General features: G+C 65.2%; 13 protein-coding genes and 1 pseudogene. All 14 read right to left on the bottom strand.

Annotation, left to right across the window (positions count from 1 at the left end; all coding sequences use genetic code 11):
- Window positions 1–80: 80 nt before the first annotated feature.
- Entirely contained in the window at window positions 81–671 is a 591-nt protein-coding gene (locus LBC97_15185) for a DUF1345 domain-containing protein (protein MDR2567373.1), read from the bottom strand.
- 623 nt (window positions 672–1,294) lie between these two features.
- Window positions 1,295–2,485 (bottom strand): elongation factor Tu, encoded by a 1,191-nt coding sequence (gene tuf / locus LBC97_15190; GenBank protein MDR2567374.1) that lies wholly within the window; start codon window positions 2,483–2,485, stop codon window positions 1,295–1,297.
- A 149-nt stretch (window positions 2,486–2,634) separates the two neighbouring features.
- On the bottom strand, window positions 2,635–4,737 hold the full coding sequence (gene fusA / locus LBC97_15195; GenBank protein ID MDR2567375.1) for an elongation factor G: 2,103 nt from the start codon (window positions 4,735–4,737) through the stop codon (window positions 2,635–2,637).
- A gap of 198 nt (window positions 4,738–4,935) precedes the next feature.
- The gene (rpsG, locus tag LBC97_15200) at window positions 4,936–5,406 is read right to left on the bottom strand and encodes a 30S ribosomal protein S7 (protein ID MDR2567376.1); all 471 of its coding nucleotides are present in this window, start codon (window positions 5,404–5,406) and stop codon (window positions 4,936–4,938) included.
- Window positions 5,406–5,780 (bottom strand): 30S ribosomal protein S12, encoded by a 375-nt coding sequence (rpsL, locus tag LBC97_15205; GenBank protein MDR2567377.1) that lies wholly within the window; start codon window positions 5,778–5,780, stop codon window positions 5,406–5,408. Before rpsL ends, rpsG begins: the two co-directional genes overlap by 1 nt.
- Before the next feature lie 164 nt (window positions 5,781–5,944).
- Window positions 5,945–7,498, bottom strand: coding sequence for a hypothetical protein (locus LBC97_15210; protein ID MDR2567378.1), 1,554 nt, complete (start codon window positions 7,496–7,498; stop codon window positions 5,945–5,947).
- A gap of 269 nt (window positions 7,499–7,767) precedes the next feature.
- Window positions 7,768–11,499 (bottom strand): annotated as a pseudogene (locus LBC97_15215) (DNA-directed RNA polymerase subunit beta').
- A 51-nt stretch (window positions 11,500–11,550) separates the two neighbouring features.
- Window positions 11,551–15,036, bottom strand: coding sequence for a DNA-directed RNA polymerase subunit beta (gene rpoB / locus LBC97_15220; GenBank protein ID MDR2567379.1), 3,486 nt, complete (start codon window positions 15,034–15,036; stop codon window positions 11,551–11,553).
- A 229-nt stretch (window positions 15,037–15,265) separates the two neighbouring features.
- Window positions 15,266–16,486, bottom strand: coding sequence for a type II secretion system F family protein (locus LBC97_15225; protein MDR2567380.1), 1,221 nt, complete (start codon window positions 16,484–16,486; stop codon window positions 15,266–15,268).
- A gap of 6 nt (window positions 16,487–16,492) precedes the next feature.
- Window positions 16,493–17,635 carry a type IV pilus twitching motility protein PilT gene (locus LBC97_15230; GenBank protein MDR2567381.1) on the bottom strand — a complete coding sequence of 381 codons (1,143 nt, stop codon included), beginning with the start codon at window positions 17,633–17,635 and terminating at the stop codon, window positions 16,493–16,495.
- A gap of 3 nt (window positions 17,636–17,638) precedes the next feature.
- Complete coding sequence (gene tadA, locus LBC97_15235) at window positions 17,639–19,315, bottom strand: Flp pilus assembly complex ATPase component TadA (protein MDR2567382.1); 1,677 nt, start codon at window positions 19,313–19,315, stop codon at window positions 17,639–17,641.
- Entirely contained in the window at window positions 19,312–20,733 is a 1,422-nt protein-coding gene (locus LBC97_15240; GenBank protein ID MDR2567383.1) for a hypothetical protein, read from the bottom strand. Before LBC97_15240 ends, tadA begins: the two co-directional genes overlap by 4 nt.
- Window positions 20,726–21,292 (bottom strand): ATP/GTP-binding protein, encoded by a 567-nt coding sequence (locus LBC97_15245; GenBank protein ID MDR2567384.1) that lies wholly within the window; start codon window positions 21,290–21,292, stop codon window positions 20,726–20,728. The genes LBC97_15240 and LBC97_15245 overlap by 8 nt, the downstream gene beginning before the upstream one ends.
- A gap of 19 nt (window positions 21,293–21,311) precedes the next feature.
- Window positions 21,312–21,911, bottom strand: a complete 600-nt coding sequence (locus LBC97_15250; protein MDR2567385.1) for a DUF742 domain-containing protein — start codon at window positions 21,909–21,911, stop codon at window positions 21,312–21,314.
- Window positions 21,912–21,956: the final 45 nt, after the last annotated feature.

Consider the following 21,956-nt stretch of genomic DNA (forward strand, 5'->3'; position numbering starts at 1 on the left):
AGGTTGTGTTCCGTCAGGAACGACGGTAGTACCCGTGCCTGGGAATCGACTGGACCCGGCCCGGCCTGTCCGCGCGGCGTTCAGGCCAGGCCCATGACCAGGTTGACCGCGGCGGCGAGGATGACCGTGCCGAACAGATAGGACAGCAGCGCGTGGCGCAGAATGTCGCGGCGGATGGGCTGGCTCGTGATGCCCGTGTCGGAGACTTGGTAGGCCATGCCCACGGTGAAGGCCACATAGGCGAAGTCGAGGTAGGACGGCAGTTGGTTGGAGTTGAAGTCAATCCCGCACCCATGGCGGTGATACAGGCGGGCATAACGCAGGGTGTAGAGGGTGTGGATGACCGCCCAGCTCAGCGCCACCGACACAAGGCCGCCAATGGCGTGCGCCACTTGCGCGCCGGCCGAGGCACGCGAGCCCGCCAGCACGTAGACCACGTCCGCGAGCGACACCAGCGCCGCGACCACCAGCATCAAGTCCATGGTCCGGCGGCCCGGGTCGTCTTCGGTGGCGTGCGCGGCGGTTTGACGTCCGTCAAGCCGCATGATGCTTCCCCAGACGCCGGCCAAATAGGCCACCGACACCGTTCCCCAGGCACCGATCAGCGCGTAGGCCCAAGTCGTCAAGAACCCAAGGCCCACTCCGGCCAGCGCCCCAACCGAGACCAACACCGCCGCCGACCGCTCGGCCCTGTGAACGCGCCGCCGGCCCGGACGTCCCGGATACGGCCCCGCTGATGGATGCGGGTAGCGGTTGGGCGGGTGCGGGGGCCGGTGGCGCCGCCACGAACCCGTTGCCCCCGTGGAACCGCTCGAGCCCACGGCACCCGCTCCGGCCTGGGCAGGCCCGAAGCTCTGATGAGACGATTGATCGCCCTGTCCGGCACGGCCGGCCCGGCCACCGCCACCGGCGCGTCTGCCCTGGCAGTCCCGGCGGCGCCCGGGGGCGCCGCCCGTCCGGTACACGCAGCCCCACGGATAATCAGACGCCATCCGATCACCCGAAGCCCCAGCCATGGCACCAGTTTCCGCGCCTTCGGAGCACGGCGACCTATGGTGTAGATCACATCTCGCCAGTTGAGAACCGCCAGTTGCGGCGGTTCACGGGCACGTGTTCCAAGCCGCCCGAGGGGAACCGGGTCGCCGGGCGTCGCCGCGCGATGTGTGTCCCCATCTTTCGAAGAAATCACCGTCCCCGATTTGATGGAGGGGACACAAGAAGAAGGGCCGGGCGGGTTTTCACCTGCCCGGCCCTTTTCGGCCGGAGCGCGCGTCGCCGCGCGTTCGGAGCCTGACTACTTGATGATCTTGGTCACCCGGCCGGAGCCGACCGTGCGGCCGCCCTCGCGGATGGCGAAGCCCAGGCCCTCTTCCATGGCGATGGGCTGGATCAGTTCGACCGTCATCTCGGTGTTGTCGCCGGGCATGACCATCTCGGTGCCCTCCGGCAGCGTGATGACGCCGGTGACGTCCGTGGTGCGGAAGTAGAACTGGGGCCGGTAGTTCGAGTAGAACGGGTTGTGGCGCCCGCCCTCGTCCTTGTTGAGGACGTAAACCTGGGCCTCGAACTGGGTGTGCGGCGTGATGGTGCCGGGCTTGGCCACAACCTGGCCGCGCTCGACCTCTTCACGCTTGATGCCGCGGAGCAGCAGGCCGCAGTTCTCGCCCGCCCAGGCCTCGTCCATCGACTTGTGGAACATCTCGATGCCGGTGACGATGGTCTTCTGCGTGGGACGCAAGCCCAAGATCTCCACCTCGGAGTTGATCGGCAGCTTGCCGCGGTCGACCTTGCCGGTCACCACGGTGCCGCGGCCGGTAATGGTGAAGACGTCCTCGATCGGCATCAAGAACGGCTTGTCCATGTCGCGGATCGGGTCCGGGATGTAGTCGTCGACCGCGTCCATCAGCTCCTTGACCTTGGCGGACCACTCAGGGTCGCCTTCCAGGGCCTTCAGCGCCGAGACGCGCACCACAGGCGCGTCGTCGCCGTCGAAGCCCTGCGAGCTGAGCAGTTCGCGGACCTCCAGTTCGACCAGCTCGAGGATTTCCTCATCCTCGACCATGTCGGACTTGTTCAGGGCCACCAGCAGCGACGGCACGCCAACCTGGCGGGCCAGCAGCACGTGCTCGCGCGTCTGGGCCATGGGGCCGTCGTCCGCGCCCACAACCAGGATGGCGCCATCCATCTGGGCGGCGCCGGTGATCATGTTCTTGATGTAGTCGGCGTGACCCGGCGCGTCAACGTGAGCATAGTGACGCTTCGCGGTCTCGTATTCGACGTGCGCGATGTTGATCGTGATGCCGCGCTGCTTCTCTTCCGGCGCCTTGTCGATCTCATCGAACGGGGTGAACGGATTCAGATCCGGGAATTCGTCGTGAAGCACCCGGGTGATCGCCGCGGTCAAGGTGGTCTTGCCGTGGTCGACGTGTCCGATGGTGCCAATGTTCACGTGCGGCTTAGTCCGCTCGAACTTAGCCTTAGCCACTAGGTCCCTCCTAAGGACTTGGGTAGTTGTACCTGACGGGGCCTCTCTGGGCCGGGCTTGTGGCCCGGCCGATCCGAGAGGGCGACGTGTGGGTCTTCTACGGGTCGTTTCCTATCTATTGTGTACTACTCTCATAACCCCTTAGGACTTCACTCGCCCCGGGTCTTCTTGATGATCTCCTCAGCAACGCTTCGGGGAACTTCAGCATAGCTATCGAACTGCATCGTGTAGACCGCGCGCCCCTGGGTCTTGGAGCGCAAGTCGCCGACATAGCCGAACATTGTGGACAGCGGCACGTGGGCACGCACCACCTTAACGCCGGAGGCGTCCTCCATCAATTGGATCTGGCCGCGCCGGGAGTTCAGGTCGCCAATGACTTCGCCCATGTATTTCTCTGGGGTCCGCACTTCGACGTCCATGATCGGTTCCAGCAGGGCCGGGTCGGCTTTCCTGGCGCCCTCGCGGAACACCATTGAGCCGGCAATCTTGAAGGCCATCTCCGATGAGTCCACTTCATGATACTGGCCGTCGAGCAGTGTCGCTTTGACGCCCACCACGGGATAGCCGGCCAACGGGCCGGAACTCATCGCGTCGAGGATGCCCGCCTCCACCGAGGGGATGTACTCCCGCGGCACGCGGCCGCCCACAACCTTGTTCTCAAACTCGAAGGTCGCCTCGCCGTCCAACGGCAGCGGCTCGAAGGCCACCTGAACCTTGGCGTACTGCCCGGAGCCGCCGGTCTGCTTCTTGTGGGTGTAGTCGACCTTGTCGACCCTGCGCCGAATGGTCTCGCGGTAGGCGACCTCCGGCTTGCCAATGTTGGCTTCGACCTTGAATTCGCGCCGCATCCGGTCCACCAGCACGTCGAGGTGCAGTTCGCCCATGCCCGCGATGATCGTCTGGCCGGTGTCCGGGTTCAAAGACACCCGGAAAGTCGGGTCCTCTTCGGCCAGCTTCTGGATCGCGGTGGACAGCTTCTCCTGGTCGCTCTTCGAATTCGGCTCGATCGCGACCTGGATCACCGGCTCCGGGAAGGTCATGGACTCCAGGATGATCGGGTGGGTCTGGTCGCACAGGGTGTCGCCGGTCGTGGTGTCCTTCAGGCCGATCACCGCGTAGATGTGTCCGGCGGTGATGTCCGGCACCGGGTTTTCCTTGTTGGAGTGCATCTGGAACAACTTGCCGACACGTTCCCGGCGGCCCTTCGTGGAGTTCAGCACCTGGGCGCCGGTGACCACGTGCCCGGAATAGACCCGGACATAGGTGAGCTTGCCGTAGAACGGATGGGCCACCACCTTGAACGCCAACGCGGCGAACGGCTCCTTGGCCGACGGCTCGCGCACCATCTGGACCGCCTGGTCCTTCGGGTCGAAGCCGATCATGGGCGGCACTTCCAGCGGAGAGGGCAAGAACTCAATGACCGCGTCCAGCATGGGCTGGACGCCCTTGTTCTTGAACGCCGAGCCGCAGAAGACCGGGAAAATGTCGCCCGCCACGGTCATCTTGCGAATGCCCTGACGCAATTCCGCGACCGAGAGCTCGCCGGTCTCCAAGTACTTCTCCAACAGTTCGTCGGAAGCTTCCGCCACAACCTCGACCAGCTTCGCCCGGTACTCGTTGGCCTGGTCCACCAGGTCGGCGGGAATCGCCTCGACTTTGTAGTCCTCGCCCTTTTGGACTTCGCCCTCCCAGGTCAGCGCCCGCAGTTCGAGCAGGTCGACAACGCCCCGGAACGTCGACTCGGCGCCAATCGGCAGTTGCATGACGAGCGGCTTGGCGCCCAACCGGTCCACAATGGTGTTCACGGTGTAGAAGAAGTCCGCGCCGATCTTGTCCATCTTGTTGACGAAGCAGATGCGCGGCACGTTGTATTTGTCGGCCTGCCGCCAGACGGTCTCCGACTGGGGCTCCACGCCCTCCTTGCCGTCGAACACCGCCACGGCCCCGTCCAGGACGCGCAGCGAGCGCTCCACCTCCACGGTGAAGTCGACGTGCCCGGGCGTGTCGATGATGTTGATCTGGTGGTCCTTCCAGAAACACGTGGTCGCGGCCGAGGTGATCGTGATGCCGCGTTCCTGCTCCTGCTCCATCCAGTCCATGGTGGACGCGCCGTCGTGGGTTTCGCCGATCTTGTAGTTGATGCCGGTGTAGAACAAGATCCGCTCAGTCACGGTGGTCTTGCCAGCATCGATGTGTGCCATGATGCCGATGTTGCGGACCTGCTTGAGGTCGGTCAGCACGTCGAGTGCCACGGGTTTTCCTTATCTCTCTTGCTATTCACTTCGTCTACTCCCTCTTCCCGGCAAGCGCAAGCCGCCGATGCCGTCTGGCCAACTCCCAGCCCCGCAGCCGGTCTTTGGGGGCTCCCCTGCCCGAACCCCCCTGACGCGAGCCGACGCCGGGAGCAGCCACACGGCATCGGGCAACGTTTGGCGCCCCAGGCGCCGCCGCTACCAGCGGTAGTGCGCGAACGCCCGGTTGGCCTCGGCCATCTTGTGGGTGTCCTCGCGACGCTTGACGGCCGCGCCCAAACCATTGGAGGCGTCGAGGATCTCGTTCATCAGCCTGAGCGTCATGGTCTTCTCCCGCCGCGCCCGCGAGTAGCCGACCAGCCAGCGCAGCGCCAACGTGGTGGCGCGGGCGGGCTTGACCTCGACCGGCACCTGGTAGGTCGCGCCGCCAACCCGGCGCGACTTGACTTCCAACGACGGACGGATGTTGTCCAATGCCCGCTTCAGCAGCGTGACCGCGTCCGCGTCGGTCTTCTCGGCGGCGCCGCTCAGCGCGCCGTAGACAATGGACTGCGCGATGGTCTTCTTGCCGTCCAGCAACACCTTGTTGACCAGTTGGGTCACCAGCGGGCTGTCGTAGACGGGGTCTTGGACCAACGGGCGCCTGGGCGCCGGTCCCTTGCGCGGCATTAGCTCTTCTCCTTCTTCGCCCCGTAGCGCGAGCGCGCCTGCTGGCGTCCGCGCACCCCCTGGGTGTCCAACGCCCCGCGCACAATCTTGTACCGCACGCCGGGCAGATCCCGGACGCGGCCGCCGCGGACCAACACGATCGAGTGCTCCTGCAGGTTGTGGCCCACTCCCGGAATGTAAGCGGTCACCTCGACGCCGTTCGACAGCCGCACGCGCGCCACCTTGCGCAGCGCCGAGTTCGGCTTCTTCGGGGTCGTGGTGTACACGCGCGTGCAAACGCCACGCCTTTGGGGGGACCCCTTCAGGGCCGGGGTCTTGGTCTTCCCCGCCTTGGCGGTCCGGCCTTTACGGACCAACTGCTGGATAGTGGGCACTAGGACTCCATCTAGGTTTTACTCGGAAGTGGTTGGAGGGCGCGTCAGCATGACACTATGAGCCCGCGAGGCGGACACACGGAGGATTAGGGTACATCGCGGGGCGTGCCAGCGTCAAAATGACTTGTCGCCGGCCCGCCCGCCGGGCAAACCCTCGGCTTTGGTCAGCGGCGCGCAAACGCCTCGGCGAGCGGGCCGGATCGGCGCGATCCATACAGGGCCGGGCCGGTCGGATCCGTCGGGATGGCCAGCAGGTGCCGGGCGGCCTGGGAGATCTGGTCGATCGGCGATTGAACGGCCGACCGGTCGAAGGGACGGGCCTCGGCCGCGCACTGGGCGGCCAGCGCCCGGAAGGACGCCAACTCCTCGTGACCACGCGACAGCCTGAGGTCGATCGGCCCGACAAACGGGCCAAGCGTGCGCGACATGCCGTAACGGGGCACTTGGATGCGCCACGCCGCCAGCAGCTTTTGGAACTGCCCGAACTCGACCGAGCAGGCGTCCACCTCCCCCGCAACCTGCCGCAGCGCCGACGCGGCCATTCCCAGGCGGCCGGCCAGGGCGTCCACGCCGTCCGACAGGGCCTGGCAGAGCAGCGGCACGTAGCTGAGGCCGTCCGGCGGGGCCAAGCCGTCCAGCACCTCGATGGCGAAGTTGATCACCATGTCGTCATGCAGATGGGCCAAGGCGATCAGGAACCGCAGTTCCATCACTTTGCCCCGCACTTCGCCGAGCCGGGCGGTCAGCGGCCTGATCGCGCGGTCCACACCGCCGCCCAGGCAGTCCATGGCGCGCGCGGTCGAGGCCAGAATTGGCGCATGGGCTTCGACTTGCGCGGAGGCGTTCGAAGCCACCGTCGTCACCCCGGCCAAGTCCGCCAGCGTGCCGGAGAGCTCCCCGGCCACGGAGCCGAGCGCCTCGGCCAGGCTCTGGAGCGAGTCAAGGCGCCCCAGGATCTCTCCCAGGCGGTCGCGCAGGAACAAGGCCGCCCGCAAGATGTCCGCCACCTCGCCCGTGGCGTCCGGCCTGGCCAGGCGCTCATGCGACGCCGCCACCCGGGCCGTCGACTCGGCCGGCAGCGCCGCGAACATGAAGTCGTCGTAGGAGGCGAAGCCGGCTTTGGCCAGGAGCCTTGAAAGGTGGCCGAGGCCCACCGCCGCGCTTTCAGCCCGGCTTTGGCCCGCCCGCCGGGCCGCGTCCTCCAGCGCCGCGGAGGCCTCATACAGGTCCGATGCCGTCTGCCACAGTTTGTCCGCGCATGGGGTGGCGCGCACGGACAGGAAGCCGTCGCCCAGGGGCGTGATGGTGGCAAACACCCAGTACGTGTACCCGTCTTTCGCCAAGTTGCGCACATAGGCCGCGAACGGCCGACGCGCCAGGATTGTGTCCCACATCAGCCGGAAGGCGCCGCCCGGCATGCCCGGGTGGCGGATCAGGTTGTGGGGCGCTCCCATCAATTCGCCTTGGTCGAAAGCCGACAGGCGCTGGAAGACGCTGTTGGCGCCTGTGATGACGCCCTTGCGGTCCGTCGTTGAGAAGAACAGGTCGTCAATCCCGACCACCCTGAAACGTCCGTTGGGTCGCTCCCGCCGGTCCATGTCGCCCCCTTTGAAATCGCATTCGCTTTGCTCAGGCGAAGCCCTGGTCAGGGTGCGAGCTGTCTTCGCAGGGGCTGGGCGCGCGCCTTTCGACACGATGCGCACAGCCGCTGCGGCCACCGACACGGTCCCCCGACGTCAGTAATTCTACCCGCCAAAGCCGGGGACGGTGCCACAGAAAACGGAGACGGCGCCTATTTTCCCGTGGCGGGAAATAGGCGCCGTCCCCGTTTTCTGTCGGGTTACTCCTGGTAGGCGTCGAAGCCGAAGGCGTCCAAGTCGTCGATGATGACCGATTCGGCGCCGAGCGGCGGGTAGTCGATCTCCTCGTAGCCGTAGGCCGGATAGAGTTCGGCCTTGGCCTCCTCGGTCGGCTCGACCACCACCCGGCGGTACCGGGGCAGGCCCGTTCCGGCCGGGATCAGCTTGCCGATGATGACGTTCTCCTTCAGGCCCAACAGCGGGTCGACCTTGCCGGAGATGGCCGCCTCGGTCAGCACGCGGGTGGTCTCCTGGAAGGAGGCGGCAGACAGCCACGAGTCCGTCGCCAGCGAGGCCTTGGTGATCCCCATCAGCTCGGGGCGCCCTTGGGCGCCGCGCCCGCCTTCGGCCAGGATGCGGCGGTTCTCGTCCTCGAACCGGTCACGGGTGACCAGTTCGCCCGGCAGCAGCGTGGTGTCGTTCGGCTCCAACACGGTGACGCGCCGCAGCATCTGGCGCACGATCACCTCTATGTGCTTGTCGTGGATGTCCACGCCCTGCGAGCGGTAAACGCTCTGGACCTCTTGGACCAGGTGCTCCTGCGCCCGCCGGGCGCCCTGGACGCGCAGCACCTTCTTCGGGTCGACGGCGCCAACGGTCAGCGGAGCGCCGACCTCAACCTGGCCGCCGTCCTCGACTTTCAACCGCTGCCGCTTCGAGACCAGGTATTCCCGCTCCTCGGAGCCGTCGTCCGGAATGATGACGATCCGGCGCAACCGGTCCGAATCGTCGATCTTGACCCGGCCCGACAGTTCGGCGATGGGCGCCTCGCCCTTCGGCGTGCGCGCCTCGAACAACTCCAGGTCGCGGGGCAGACCCTGGGTGATGTCATCGGCCGCCGCCACACCGCCGGTGTGGAACGTCCGCATGGTCAACTGGGTGCCCGGCTCGCCAATCGACTGCGCCGCGATGATCCCGACCGCCTCGCCGATGTCCACCAGCTTGCCGGTCGCGAGGGACCGCCCGTAGCACATGGCGCAGGTGCCGACCCGCGACTCGCAAGTCAGGACCGAGCGGACCTTCACCTCCCGCACGCCAGCCTCGATCAGCCGGTCGATCAACACGTCCCCGGCGTCCGTCCCGGCCAGGCCGAGCACATTGCCGTCCGCGTCTTCCACGTTGGTGGCCAACGTCCGGGCGAAGACCGAGGTCTCCACCTTGACATGGCGGCGCAGCGAGCCGTCCGGCGCCTCCTCGGCGATCGGCAGGTTCAGGCCGCGTTCGGTGCCGCAGTCCTCCTCGCGCACAATCACGTCCTGGGAAACGTCCACCAGCCGCCTGGTCAGGTAGCCCGAGTCGGCCGTCCTAAGCGCCGTGTCCGCCAAGCCCTTGCGGGCGCCGTGGGTGGCGATGAAGTATTCGACCACCGACAAACCCTCGCGGTAGTTCGACTTGATCGGCCGGGGGATGATCTCGCCCTTCGGGTCCGCCACCAAGCCGCGCATGCCGGCGATCTGCCGCACCTGCATCCAGTTGCCGCGCGCGCCCGAGGAGACCATGCGGTAGACCGTGTTGCGCTCCGGGAAGTTCTCCCGCATCGCCTTGTCGACCTCGTCAGTCGCCTTGGTCCAGATCTCGATCAACTCGTGGCGGCGTTCCTCGTCCGTGATTAGGCCCTCGTCGTACTGGTCCTGCACCGCCTCGGCTTTCAGCTCGTAGCGGTTGAGGATCTCCGGCTTCGAGGAGGGCGCCACCACGTCGGAGAAGGAGATGGTGATGCCAGACCGGGTGGCCCAGCGGAAGCCGGCCTCCTTCAGCGCGTCCAAGGATGCCGCCACCTCGACTTTGGGGTACTTCTCGGCCAAGTCGTTGACGATCGCGGACAGGTGTTTCTTGTCCACCATCTCGTTCACGTACGGGTAGTCGATCGGCAGGGCGTCGTTGAACAACGTCCGCCCCAGGGTTGTCTCCACGTCAACCGGCTGGCCCTCAAGGTAGCCGTCCGGCACGGCGATCCCCTCCGGGAGCACCAAGTCGTCCATCCGGATGGTGACCTTCGCGCCCAAAGCCAACTCGCCGGCATCGTACGCCATGATCGCCTCGGCCGGCGAGGAGAACCGACGGCCCTCCCCATTGGCGCCGGGCAGCTCCGTCGTCAGGTGGTTGATGCCGATGATCATGTCCTGGGTCGGAATGGTCACCGGACGCCCGTCCGAAGGCTTCAGGATGTTGTTCGAGGACAGCATCAAGATCCGGGCCTCCGCCTGCGCCTCCGCCGAGAGCGGCAGGTGCACGGCCATCTGGTCGCCGTCGAAGTCCGCGTTGAACGCGCCGCAGACCAGCGGGTGCAGGTGGATGGCCTTGCCCTCCATCAACTGCGGCTCGAAAGCCTGGATGCCCAGGCGGTGCAGGGTCGGGGCGCGGTTCAGCAGCACCGGGTGTTCGGTGATGACCTCTTCCAACACGTCCCAGACCACCGCGTCCTGGCGTTCCACCATGCGCTTGGCGTTCTTGATGTTCTGCGAGTGGTTGAGCTCCACCAGCCGCTTCATGACGAACGGCTTGAACAGCTCCAACGCCATGGTCTTGGGCAACCCGCACTGATGCAGCTTCAGAGTCGGGCCGACCACGATGACCGAACGGCCGGAGTAGTCGACCCGCTTGCCCAGCAGGTTCTGGCGGAAACGGCCCTGCTTGCCCTTCAGCATGTCGCTGATGGACTTCAACGCCCGGTTGCCGGGGCCCGTCACCGGGCGGCCGCGGCGGCCGTTGTCGAACAGCGAGTCGACGGCCTCTTGAAGCATCCGCTTCTCGTTGTTGACAATGATCTCCGGCGCGCCCAGGTCCAACAGCCGCTTCAGGCGGTTGTTCCGGTTGATGACGCGGCGGTACAAGTCGTTCAGGTCGGAGGTGGCGAAACGGCCGCCGTCCAACTGCACCATGGGCCGCAGGTCCGGCGGGATGACCGGAATGCAGTCCAGAACCATCGCGTCAGGCTGGTTGTCGGTCTGCAGGAAGGCGTTGACCACCCGCAGCCGCTTCAGGGCGCGCGTCTTGCGCTGCCCCTTGCCGTTCTTGATGACCTCCCGCAGCGACTCCGACTCGGCCTCCAAGTCAAAGGTCTGCAGCCGGCGCTGAATCGCCTCCGCGCCCATGGAGCCCTTGAAATACGAGCCGAACCGGTCCTGCATGGAGCGATACAGCAACTCGTCGCCTTCCAGATCCGCCACCTTGAGGCCTTGGAACCGGTCCCAGACCCGCTCGATCCGCTCCAGGTCCTTTTCGGCCCGGCGGCGGATGGCGGCCATCTCCCGTTCGGCGGAGTCCCGCAGACGGCGCTTGGCGTCATTCTTGGCGCCCGCCGCCTCCAAGGCGGCCAGGTCGGCTTCGAGCCGCTGCGCCCGCGCCTCGATCTCCACGTCACGGTCGGTGGCGATCCTCTTCTTGTCCAGTTCGATCTCGTTGCGCAGCGAATCCAGGTCGGCGCGCCGGCCTTCATCGTCCACATCCGTGATCATGTAGGCGGCGAAGTAGATGACCTTTTCCAGGTCCTTCGGCGCCAAGTCGAGGAGGTAGCCAAGGCGCGAGGGCACGCCCTTGAAGTACCAGATGTGGGTCACCGGGGCCGCCAACTCGATGTGGCCCATCCTCTCGCGGCGCACCTTCGACCGGGTCACCTCCACGCCGCAGCGCTCGCAAATGATCCCTTTGAAACGGACGCGCTTGTACTTGCCGCAAGAGCACTCCCAGTCCCGGGTCGGCCCGAAAATCTTCTCGCAGAAGAGGCCTTCCTTCTCCGGCTTGAGGGTGCGGTAGTTGATCGTCTCAGGCTTCTTGACCTCGCCATGCGACCAACTGCGGATGTCGTCGGCCGTGGCCAAGCCAATCTTGATTGCATCGAAGATGTTCACGTCGAGCAAGTCAGTCCCTGCTTCCTTATGTACTAGCTGTACTGGCTGAAAAAGTTCTGGTCAGATCTCGTCGATCGAGGAGGCGTCCGGCCGGCGGGCCAGGTCAATGCCCAGCTCCTCCGCCGCCCGGTAGACCTCGTCATCCGAGTCCCGCATCTCGATGGTGGTGCCGTCCGCGGACATGACGTCCACGTTCAGGCAGAGCGACTTCATCTCTTGCATCAACACCCGGAAGGACTCCGGAATGCCCGGTTCGTGGACATTCTCGCCCTTGACGATCGCCTCGTAGACCTTGACGCGACCCACCACGTCGTCAGACTTGATGGTCAGCAACTCCTGCAAGGCGTAGGCGGCGCCGTACGCCTCCAACGCCCACACCTCCATCTCGCCGAACCGCTGCCCGCCGAACTGGGCTTTGCCGCCCAACGGCTGCTGGGTGATCATTGAGTAAGGGCCGGTCGACCGGGCGTGGATCTTGTCGTCCACCAAGTGGTGCAGCTTCAAGATGTACATCTCGCCGACCGCCACCGGCTCTGGGAACGGCTCGCCGGAGCGGCCGTCGAACAAAGTCGCCTTGCCATTCTGGTCCACCAGACGCTGGCCGTCGCGGTTGGGCGTGGTGCAGCCAAGCAACCCCGTCAACTCATCCTCCTGCACGCCATCGAACACCGGCGTGGCGATCGGCTGGCCGGGGTGGCCCTCCATCATCTTCTCGGTGAACCGCTTGGCCCATTCGGCGCTCGCGTCGTCGATCTTCCAACCCTGCGACGCGATCCAACCCATGTGCAGTTCCAGGACCTGGCCCACATTCATGCGGCCGGGCACGCCCAGAGGGTTCAAGATGACGTCAACCGGGGTGCCGTCCGCGAGGAACGGCATGTCCTCCACCGGGAGGATCTTCGAGATGACGCCCTTGTTGCCGTGGCGGCCCGCCAGCTTGTCGCCGTCGGTGATCTTGCGGCGTTGGGCAATGTGGACCCGGACAACCTGGTTGACCCCGGGGGCCAACTCGTCGCCATCGTCCCTTGAAAACTCCCTGACGCCGATCACCGTGCCGGATTCGCCGTGCGGCACCTTCAGCGACGTGTCCCGCACCTCGCGGGCCTTCTCGCCGAAGATCGCCCGCAGCAGGCGCTCCTCCGGGGTCAACTCGGTTTCGCCCTTCGGCGTCACCTTGCCCACCAGCACGTCGCCGGCCTGGACTTCCGCGCCGATCCGGATGATCCCGCGTTCGTCCAAGTCCGCCAACGACTCCTCGGAGGCGTTGGGGATGTCGCGGGTGATCTCCTCCGGCCCCAGCTTGGTGTCCCGTGCGTCCACCTCATGCTCCTCGATGTGGATCGAGGAGAGCACGTCATCTTGGACCAGGCGCTTCGACAGGATGATCGCGTCCTCGTAGTTGTGGCCCTCCCAGCTCATGAAGGCCACCTTGAGGTTGCGTCCCAACGCCAACTCGCCCAAGTCGGTGGCGGGGCCGTCCGCCAGCACCTGGCCGGCCTTGATCTGATCGCCTTCCTCCACCACGACGCGCTGGTTGTAGCTGGTGCCCTGGTTGGACCGCTGGAACTTGGCCACCCGGTAGACCCGGTCGGTGCCGTCGTTGTTGGACACCACAACCGAGTCCGCAGAGACCTCCTGGACCACGCCATCCTTTTCGGCGATGATCACGTCCCCCGCGTCGATCGCGGCCCGCAGCTCCATGCCGGTGCCCACCAGCGGCGCCTCCGACCGCAACAGCGGCACCGCCTGGCGCTGCATGTTGGCGCCCATCAACGCGCGGTTCGCGTCATCGTGTTCCAAGAACGGGATCATGGCGGTGGCCACGGACACCATCTGCCTGGGCGAGACGTCCATGTAGGCGATCTCGTCCGGGTGGATGAACTCGACCTCGCCGCCCCTGGTTCGCGCCAGAACCCGGTCCTCGGCGAACGATCCGTCCGGGCCCAGAGGCGCGTTGGCCTGCGCGATCACGTAACGGTCCTCGTCATCGGCCGTCAAATAGCGGACCTCGTCGGTGACGCGCCCATCCGTCACAACCCGATACGGCGTCTCAATGAAACCGTACGGGTTGATCCGCCCATAGGTGGCCAACGAGCCGATCAGACCGATGTTCGGGCCTTCAGGCGTCTCGATTGGGCACATGCGGCCGTAGTGGGACGGGTGAACGTCCCGGACCTCCATGCCCGCCCGGTCGCGGCTGAGGCCGCCGGGGCCAAGCGCGGACAGCCGCCGCTTGTGGGTCAGCCCGGCCAGCGGGTTGTTCTGATCCATGAACTGCGACAGCTGCGACGTGCCGAAGAACTCCTTGATCGAAGCGACGACCGGCCGGATGTTGATCAGCGTCTGCGGTGTGATCGCCTCCACATCCTGGGTGGTCATGCGCTCGCGCACCACCCGTTCCATCCTGGACAGGCCCGTCCGGACCTGGTTCTGGATCAACTCCCCCACCGCGCGGATGCGGCGGTTGCCGAAGTGGTCAATGTCGTCCGTCTCAATCCGGATCGTGGTCGCGCCGGTGTCCAATTCCTTGGCCCCGGCGTGCAACGCCGCCAGATACTTGATCGTGGCGATGATGTCTTCCACCCGCAAGGTCGAAGACCGGGTGTCGGTCGGCAACCCCAGCTTGCGGTTGACCTTGTAACGCCCGACCTTCGCCAAGTCGTAACGCTTGGAGTTGAGGTAGAACGTGTCCAGCAGGTTGCGGCCCGCCTCCGCCGTGGGCGGCTCGCCCGGGCGGATCTTGCGGTAGATGTCGACCAGCGCGTCCTCTTGCGTTTCCACATGATCGCGCTCAAGCGTCTCCAAGACCGTGGGGAAGTCGCGGAACTGAGCCCTGATCTCCTCTTCGGTCACGCCGAGGGCCTTCAGGAAGACCGTCACCGACTGCTTGCGCTTGCGGTCGATCCGAACGCCCACGGTGTCCCGCTTGTCGATCTCAAACTCCAGCCAAGCGCCCCGCGAGGGGATGATCTTGGCGGAGTAGATGTCCTTGTCGGAGGACTTGTCCTGGCCCCTCTCGAAGTACACCCCAGGCGAGCGGACCAGTTGCGAGACAACCACCCGCTCCGTGCCGTTGATGATGAAGGTGCCGCGGTCCGTCATGAGCGGGAAATCGCCCATGAAGACCGTCTGCGACTTGATCTCGCCGGTGTTGTAGTTCTGGAACTCCGCCGTCACGAACAACGGCGCGGCGTAGGTGAAGTCCTTCTCCTTGCATTGCTCGGCCGTCCACTTGGGCGGCTCGAAGCGGCTCTCCTTGAAGTTCAGCGCCATGGTCTCGTTGAAGTCCTCGATGGGGCTGATCTCCGTGAAGATCTCTTCCAAACCAGCCACCTCGGGCACTCCGCCGACGCCTTCGGCTTGAGCCGCCGCCAGCCGGGCACGCCAGTGCTCGTTGCCGATCAGCCAGTCGAAGGAGTCCCGCTGGAGACCCAAGAGATCTGGTACTTCTAATGGTTCGTGGATCTTGGCGAATGAAATCCTTCCCGATCCACCTAGGGGTGCGTTAGCGTCTACTGTTGAACGTGGGATGCGCGAGGCAGCCAAGGTCCCTCCCGGAGTCAAAAAAGCACGCGGCGCAGCGCTGGGTCTCAAACGTTAAATGGGCATGAGGCACAGAACGGCGCAAGGAGCTAGCTTACACCGCAACCCAAGGCTTGTCCAGCGCCGTTTCCCGCAGCAAGCCTTGAGCATTGTGCCGACAGCGATCACTTCCGCGGGCGTGGCTGACCGGTTGCCCGATGCCGCCCGGTCACCTTGGCCATGCTTGGACCAGCTACAGCGCGGCACCCGTTGTGAGCTGGAAGATCGGCAAATACAGCGCGATCAAGATGCTGCCGACGATCGCACCCACAACCGCGATCAGGACCGGCTCAATGATTGAGGTGATCGAGGCCGTGGCGGCCGTGACCTCTTCGTCGTAGAACTCGGCCACCTTGTCGAGCATCTGGTCCAGAGCGCCAGCCTCCTCGCCAACCGCGACCATGTGGGCGATCATGGCCCCGAAGACCGGTTCGGTGGCGATCGCCTTCCCGAGCCCGATCCCGTTCATGACCTGAACCTTGACCCGCTCCACCGCTTCGGTCACCACGACGTTGCCGGCGGTCTCCCCGACGATTTCCAACGTCTGGACGATCGGCACGCCGACAGCGCTCATGGTGGCGATGGACCGCGACAGCCGGGCAAGGGCAACTTTCAGCAGCAAGCCGCCAACGATCGGAGTCTTCAGTTTGATCGGGTCGAGCTTCATCCGAACCGACAGGTCGTTCTTGTGTCGGTTCCACCACCAGACAAAGAAGATGATTCCAGCCAGCAGCGGGATGCCCGCGATCTTCAAGAACTCCGAGAGCTTGACCAGGATCAGGGTCGGCAGCGGCAACTCCTTGCCCACGCCCTCAAAAATCCCCTGGAAGACGGGCACGATGAACAACAACATGATCACCACGATGATCGCGGCGAAGACCAGCACCACTGCCGGATAGACCATTGCCGAAGTGACCGCCCTGCGCAGCCGCAATTCGGACTCCATCTGCTCCGCCACCGACAGCAACACGGTGTCGAGGAAGCCGCCGGCCTCGCCGGCCTTGATCATGGCAATTGTCACAGGCGAGAACACCCGCGGGTGCTTGGCCATGGCCTCGCCGAGCGACGAGCCGGTCTCCACGTCGCCGGCGACTTCGCGCAGCACCGCGGTCAACGCCGGAGACCCCGCCTGCTCAATGATGGCGTTTAGGGAGTTGAACAGCGACAGGCCAGCGTTGACCATGGTGGCCAGCTGCCGCATGGCGACGGCCACGTCTTTGGGCTTCGCCCGGTCGCCGCCCAGTTTGATCTCCATGTTGAGGCCGCTCTTGGAAACCTCATCGATGGCGATCGGCGTCAGGCCGTTCTCCCGCAGGTGGCGCGCAACCGTCTGCTGGTCGGGTCCGTCGATCTTGCCGGAACGGGTCGAGCCGTCGGCTATGACGGTGTACTCAAAGGTCTTGACTCCGGCCATGGGAGGTCACATCCTTCCAAATGGACTATTCAGTCCGGCAGCACCCTGCGGAACGCGAGTGGTGCGGCCGAGGAGGCGGGCGAACTCTTCGGGCGAGCGGGCCGTTTCCAGTCCCTCCTCGAAGGTGATGTCGCCTTGGCGGACCAGGTCCGCCAGCGACTGGTCGAGGGTGTGCATGCCCTCGTCTTTGCCCGAGTGCAGGGCAGAGTAGATCTGGTGCAGTTTGTTCTCGCGGATCATGGCCCGGATCGCCGGAGTCGCGCGCAAGAGTTCGGTGGCCACCACCCGCCCGCGGCCGTCGGCGCGGCGGCACAGCGTCTGCGACAGCACACCTTGGATGGTGATGGCCAACTGGGCGCGAATCTGATCCTGCTGGAACGAGTCGAACTGGTCGACCATCCGGTTGATCGATTGGGCCACACCCTGGGTGTGCAGCGTGGCGAACACCAGGTGGCCGGTCTCAGCAGCACGCAGCGCGATCTCCATGGTCTCCTTGTCCCGCATCTCGCCCACCAGGATGATGTCGGGGTCTTGCCTCAGAGCGTGCTTCAAGGCCTCGGAGAAGGAGAGCGTGTCCACCCCCACTTCGCGCTGCGCCACCAGGCAGCGGTTGGAGGTGTGTTGGAACTCGATCGGGTCCTCGATCGTCAAAATGTGACCCGAACGGGTGCGGTTGGCCAGGTCGATGATGGCTGCCAGGGTGGTGGACTTGCCAGAGCCGGTCGGCCCGCAAACCAGTACCAAGCCGCGCGGCAGGCCGGAGAAGGTCTTGACCACACCAGGGATGCGCAGTTCTTCCAGGGGAAGGATTTTGTCCGGGATGACCCGGAAAGCGGCCGAGATGGAACCGCGGTCCCAGAACAGGTTGCAACGGAACATGCGCCCTGAGGGCACCTGGTAGGAGTAGTCCAGCTCAAGATCGTGTTCGAACCGCTCTTGCTGGTTCCGGTTGATCATCCCCATCAACTGCTCGTAAAGTGCGTCCTCACCCGGGGCCGTGTAGCCCGGCAGCGGTGTGAGGTTGCCAGACTGGCGGATGACGGGCGGCAACAGCGCCGTCAGGTGCAAGTCGGAGGCACCCAAGGCGGCTGCCTCTTCAAGCGCTTGAACCAGGTCCAGTCCCGTTACGGCGGGATACGCTTCAGTCATCGCTCATGCCACCACCCTCAGTAGTTCCTCCACAGAAGTCATGCCTTTGGCCACTTTGGCCCAACCGTCTTGTCGCAGCGAAATCATGCCTTGTTGGGCCGCCAATTCGTTGAGTTCTCGGGTGGACTTGCGCAGCGCGGTCATGTGTTCCAATTCTTTGGACATGTTCATGATCTCGTGGACCGCCATGCGGCCCTTGTAGCCCGTGTTGGCGCACGCCGAGCAACCAGCTGGCCGGTAAAGCTGGGTTGGCGGCGGCTCCTTGAAAACCCAGTCCTCCGTGAGCACCTTCCGTTCCGCCTCCGTCACGGCGAAGGGCTGACGGCACCGTTCGCACAGCCGACGAGCCAGGCGCTGGGCCACCACGCAGTCCAGAGCCGAAGCCACCAAGAACGGCTCAATGCCCATCTCAGTCAACCGTGTGACCGCCGAAGGGGCGTCATTGGTGTGGAGAGTGGACAGCACCAAGTGGCCGGTCAGTGCGGCCTCGACGGCGATCTTCGCGGTCTCACCGTCACGGATTTCCCCCACGAGCACCACATCCGGATCGGCCCGCAAGATCGAGCGCAACGCCGAGGCAAAAGTCAGACCGGCCTTCGGGTTGACTTGGATCTGGTTGATGCCGGACATCCTGTATTCGACTGGGTCCTCAATCGTGATGATGTTGACCTCCGGACGGGAGATCTCTCGAATGGCGGCGTACAGGGTGGTTGACTTGCCGGAACCCGTCGGGCCGGTGGCGAGAATCATGCCGTAGGGCTTGGTATACGAGGCCTTGAACTTGTTGAACGAATCATCTGAAAACGACAGCTTGCGCAAATCGACTTCAACGGCCGAAGTGTTCAGAATACGCATGACGACTTTCTCGCCCCAGACAGTCGGCAACGTTGCGACGCGAAGGTCCACGTTGCCGCCGTCGACCTCGATCGAAATACGGCCGTCTTGGGGCTTGCGCCGCTCGGCGATGTCGATGTTCGACATGATCTTGATGCGGGAAATGACTTGCGATTGGATCGACTTGGGGGCGTTCTGCATTTCATGAAGAACGCCGTCGATCCGGTAGCGAACTCTCAGGTCGTGCTCCTCCGGTTCCAGGTGGATGTCCGAGCAGCCGTCGTGAATCGCTTGGGAAATCAGCAGATGCACCCACCGGACGACAGGGGAATCCTCCGCGACGACTTCGGTCACCGAGACGAGGTCTCTTTGCTCCTCGCGCGCGACCGAGTCGATGGTCTGCCCGATCGAGTCGATCTCCGAATCTGAACGGACCCACCGCTTGATGGCCCGCTCCAGGGCGCTGCGCTGCGCGACCACCGGTGCGACAGCGGAGCCAAGATAAGACCGCACGTCGTCAAGCGCGACAATATTGCCCGGCTCAGCCATGGCCAGCAGCACCGTGTCGCCCTCGCGGGCCACTGGCAAGAGCAAGTGGCGGCGGCAAATCGCCGCGGGGACCGAGACGGCCACACGGGCGTCAACCGGATAAACGTCAATGTCGATAAAGCGCAGCCCCGCCGCCTCGGCGAGCACCGGGATGAGGTCCTCTTCCGTCAGCACGCCGGATGAGACCAGCGCCTGCCCCAGGGTCACACCCTCCAAGCTCTGTTGACGAACTGCCTGGTCAAGCTGGTCCTTGGAGACCAAGCCCCGGGACAGCAGGGTTTGCTCTAGTGCGCTCATCTGACACCCCTTGGCATGACCAGGCCCATCGAATTGAAGACGGCCTGAGTGTGGTCGTAGTTGTCGCTGATCAAGTGCCGGGCGGTCGCGTTGATGCGGCCCAGGATCTCCTCCAGGGGGGCCCGGTCAAACGGCCGGGCCTCATCCACGCAGGCCTTGGCGAGGGAGCGCAACGAACTGAGCTCCTCGTGGGACTTGTGGAGGCGCTCGTCAATCGGCCCGACCAACGGCCCAAGCTGGGCCGACACGCCGTACTTGGGCACTTGGATGCGCCAAGCGGACAGGAACTTTTGGAACTGGCCCAGGCTGGCGCCGGCGGATTCGACGTGGCGGCCCACGTCGGTCAAGACCTGCTGGGCGCCTTCCAGGCCCGACGAAACCGCCTCCACGTCATCGGCCAACGCGTAGCACAGCAGCGGCACGTACAGGAAACCTTCGGGCGGCGCGAAACCGTCCAGGTTCTCCAGGGCGAAGTTGATGACCATGTCGTTGTGCAACTGGGCCAGGGCGATCCGGAAGCGCAACTCCATCACGCCCAGCCGCACCTGTGAGAGCCGCTCCGGAAGCGGGGTCACCACATGCTCGGCGCCAGCCCCGACCTGGGTCATGGCGTTGGCGGTCGAGACCAGGATCGGCGCGTGCCCTGCCACCCGCTGGGAGGCGTCCAAAGCGACTTGGGTGACTTGCGCCAAAGTCGCCACCGTCCCGCCAAGCTGTTGCGATCCGCCCTGCAGCGCCTCAGCCAGGCGTTGCAGCGAATCCAAGCGGCCAAGCAGTTCGCCGATCAACTCGTCCATCGCGACCGCGTTGTTGAGAATGTCGGCGATGTCGCCGTGCGCCTCGGGACGGTAGGTCCGCCGGGCGGACAACGACACCCGCGTCTGGGTTTCGGCCGGCAAAGCGGTGTACATGAACTCGTCATAGGACGGGAAGCCCGCGTCCGCCAGCATTCCCGCCAAAGCGACCAGACCCGCCGTGGCCGTCTGCGACCGGTTGGCGCCGTTCCGCTTGGCCTCCTCCTCGATCGGCAGAGCCTGGCCGTACAGCGAGAGCGCCGCGTTCCAAAGCGGCTCGAAGCGGGGGGAGGACCGAACAGACAAGAACCCGCTGCCCATAGGCGTGACCGTCGCAAACACCTGGTAGTCGAAACCGTCCTTGGCCAGGTTCTTGACGTATGCGGCGAACGGTTTGCCGCCCAGCAACGTGTCCCACATCAGCTTGAAGGCGCCACCCGGCATCAACGGGTTGCGGATTAAGTTGTGCGGTGCTCCCATCAGTTCGTTTCGCGGGAAGGCCGAGAGCCGGGCGAACACCGAGTTGGCCGCCGTGATGACGCCCTTTCGGTCGGTGCAGGAGAAGAACAACTCGTCAACTCCAACACGCCGTTCTTGCCCGATCCGGGCTTTGCGATCAAGCATTGCGCAACCTATCCATTGCCACGCGCACCACTGCGACCAGCGCCTGCTTCGCGGCTTCGCGGGAACGCGCATCCGAATACATGACCGGGATATCGGGGCCCACGGCCAACGCGTCGCGCACATCCTCGAGCGTGTGACGGGCAATCCCGTCGAAGCAGTTGACCACCACGACGAATGGGATCCCGCGGGATTCGAAGTAGTCCACGGCCGTGAAGCCCTGGTCCAACCGGTCGGTGTCCACCAGCACGACCGCGCCGATGGCGCCGCGGACCAAGTCATCCCACATGAAGAGGAAGCGCTCCTGGCCCGGCGTGCCGAACAGATACAGCCAAAGGGAATCGCCCAGCGCGATGCGGCCAAAGTCCATGGCCACCGTGGTGGTTTCCTTCTGGGCCGCCCGCCGTCCCGCGTCATCCACTCCCAGGGAGTGTTCCGTCATGTCGGCTTCGGTGTTCAACGGCTCAATATCCGAAACCGCGCCAATGAACGTGGTCTTGCCAACGGCGAAGCCGCCGGCCACCACGATTTTGACGACTGTCGGAGGCTTGGGCCGCGTCACGGTAGCGCCTTGGCTCGGCTCATAGTTTGGATATTGCATTTAGAACACTCTCCAGTAGCTCCAGGGTTTGTTCGCGTGAGACGGGCCCGCCCGAACCCACGCCGCCGCCGCCGCCCGCCATGGTGTCATGCACCACCAGGACGCCAGCCTCAGCTAGATCGGAAACAAGCACCTTGACAACACCCACCGGCAGTTTCAGGTGCGCGGAAACTTCGGCCACGGTCAAGTACGTGGTGGCGATCTGCCGCACGATGGCGGCTTCCTCGGGCGACAGGGTTTTGCCCGTGTCCGCCAGCCACTGTTCGTTGGCGACTTCGAGAATTGACTCAAGGCGGGTGCTGGTGCTGCCCTTGGTCCGCCCGCCGGTCACCACGAAGGGCCTGACCGAGGCGACGTCTTCGACGGACAGCGACACCTTCGCCTCGTCTTCGATCCGGCGCCGGGGCCGCTTGCGCGGCGAGGCGGGGACCGACGGGCGCGGGGCACGCGCCTCGGCCGGGTGGCTGGCCGCCGGCGCGGATCGCGGGTGGACGGGGGCCGTCCGGGCCACGGGGGCGCCGGCCGGTGGGATGTCGGTCTTGGCTGGGGAAGCGAGCGATTCGAACGTTCGCTCAGCCAAGCCGCTCGAGTCGGCGTCCGTCCGTCTGGGGACGGGGCGCCGCTG

Source organism: Bifidobacteriaceae bacterium (assembly GCA_031281585.1).
Classification (GTDB): Bacteria; Actinomycetota; Actinomycetes; order Actinomycetales; family WQXJ01; genus JAIRTF01.

Excerpts from the sequence above, each read along its gene's own strand:
- rpsG (MDR2567376.1), bottom strand. The coding sequence starts at position 5,406 with ATGCCGCGCAAGGGACCGGCGCCCAGGCGCCCGTTGGTCCAAGACCCC.
- tadA (MDR2567382.1), bottom strand. The coding sequence starts at position 19,315 with ATGAGCGCACTAGAGCAAACCCTGCTGTCCCGGGGCTTGGTCTCCAAG.
- LBC97_15225 (MDR2567380.1), bottom strand. The coding sequence starts at position 16,486 with ATGGCCGGAGTCAAGACCTTTGAGTACACCGTCATAGCCGACGGCTCG.
- LBC97_15240 (MDR2567383.1), bottom strand. The coding sequence starts at position 20,733 with ATGCTTGATCGCAAAGCCCGGATCGGGCAAGAACGGCGTGTTGGAGTT.
- LBC97_15230 (MDR2567381.1), bottom strand. The coding sequence starts at position 17,635 with ATGACTGAAGCGTATCCCGCCGTAACGGGACTGGACCTGGTTCAAGCG.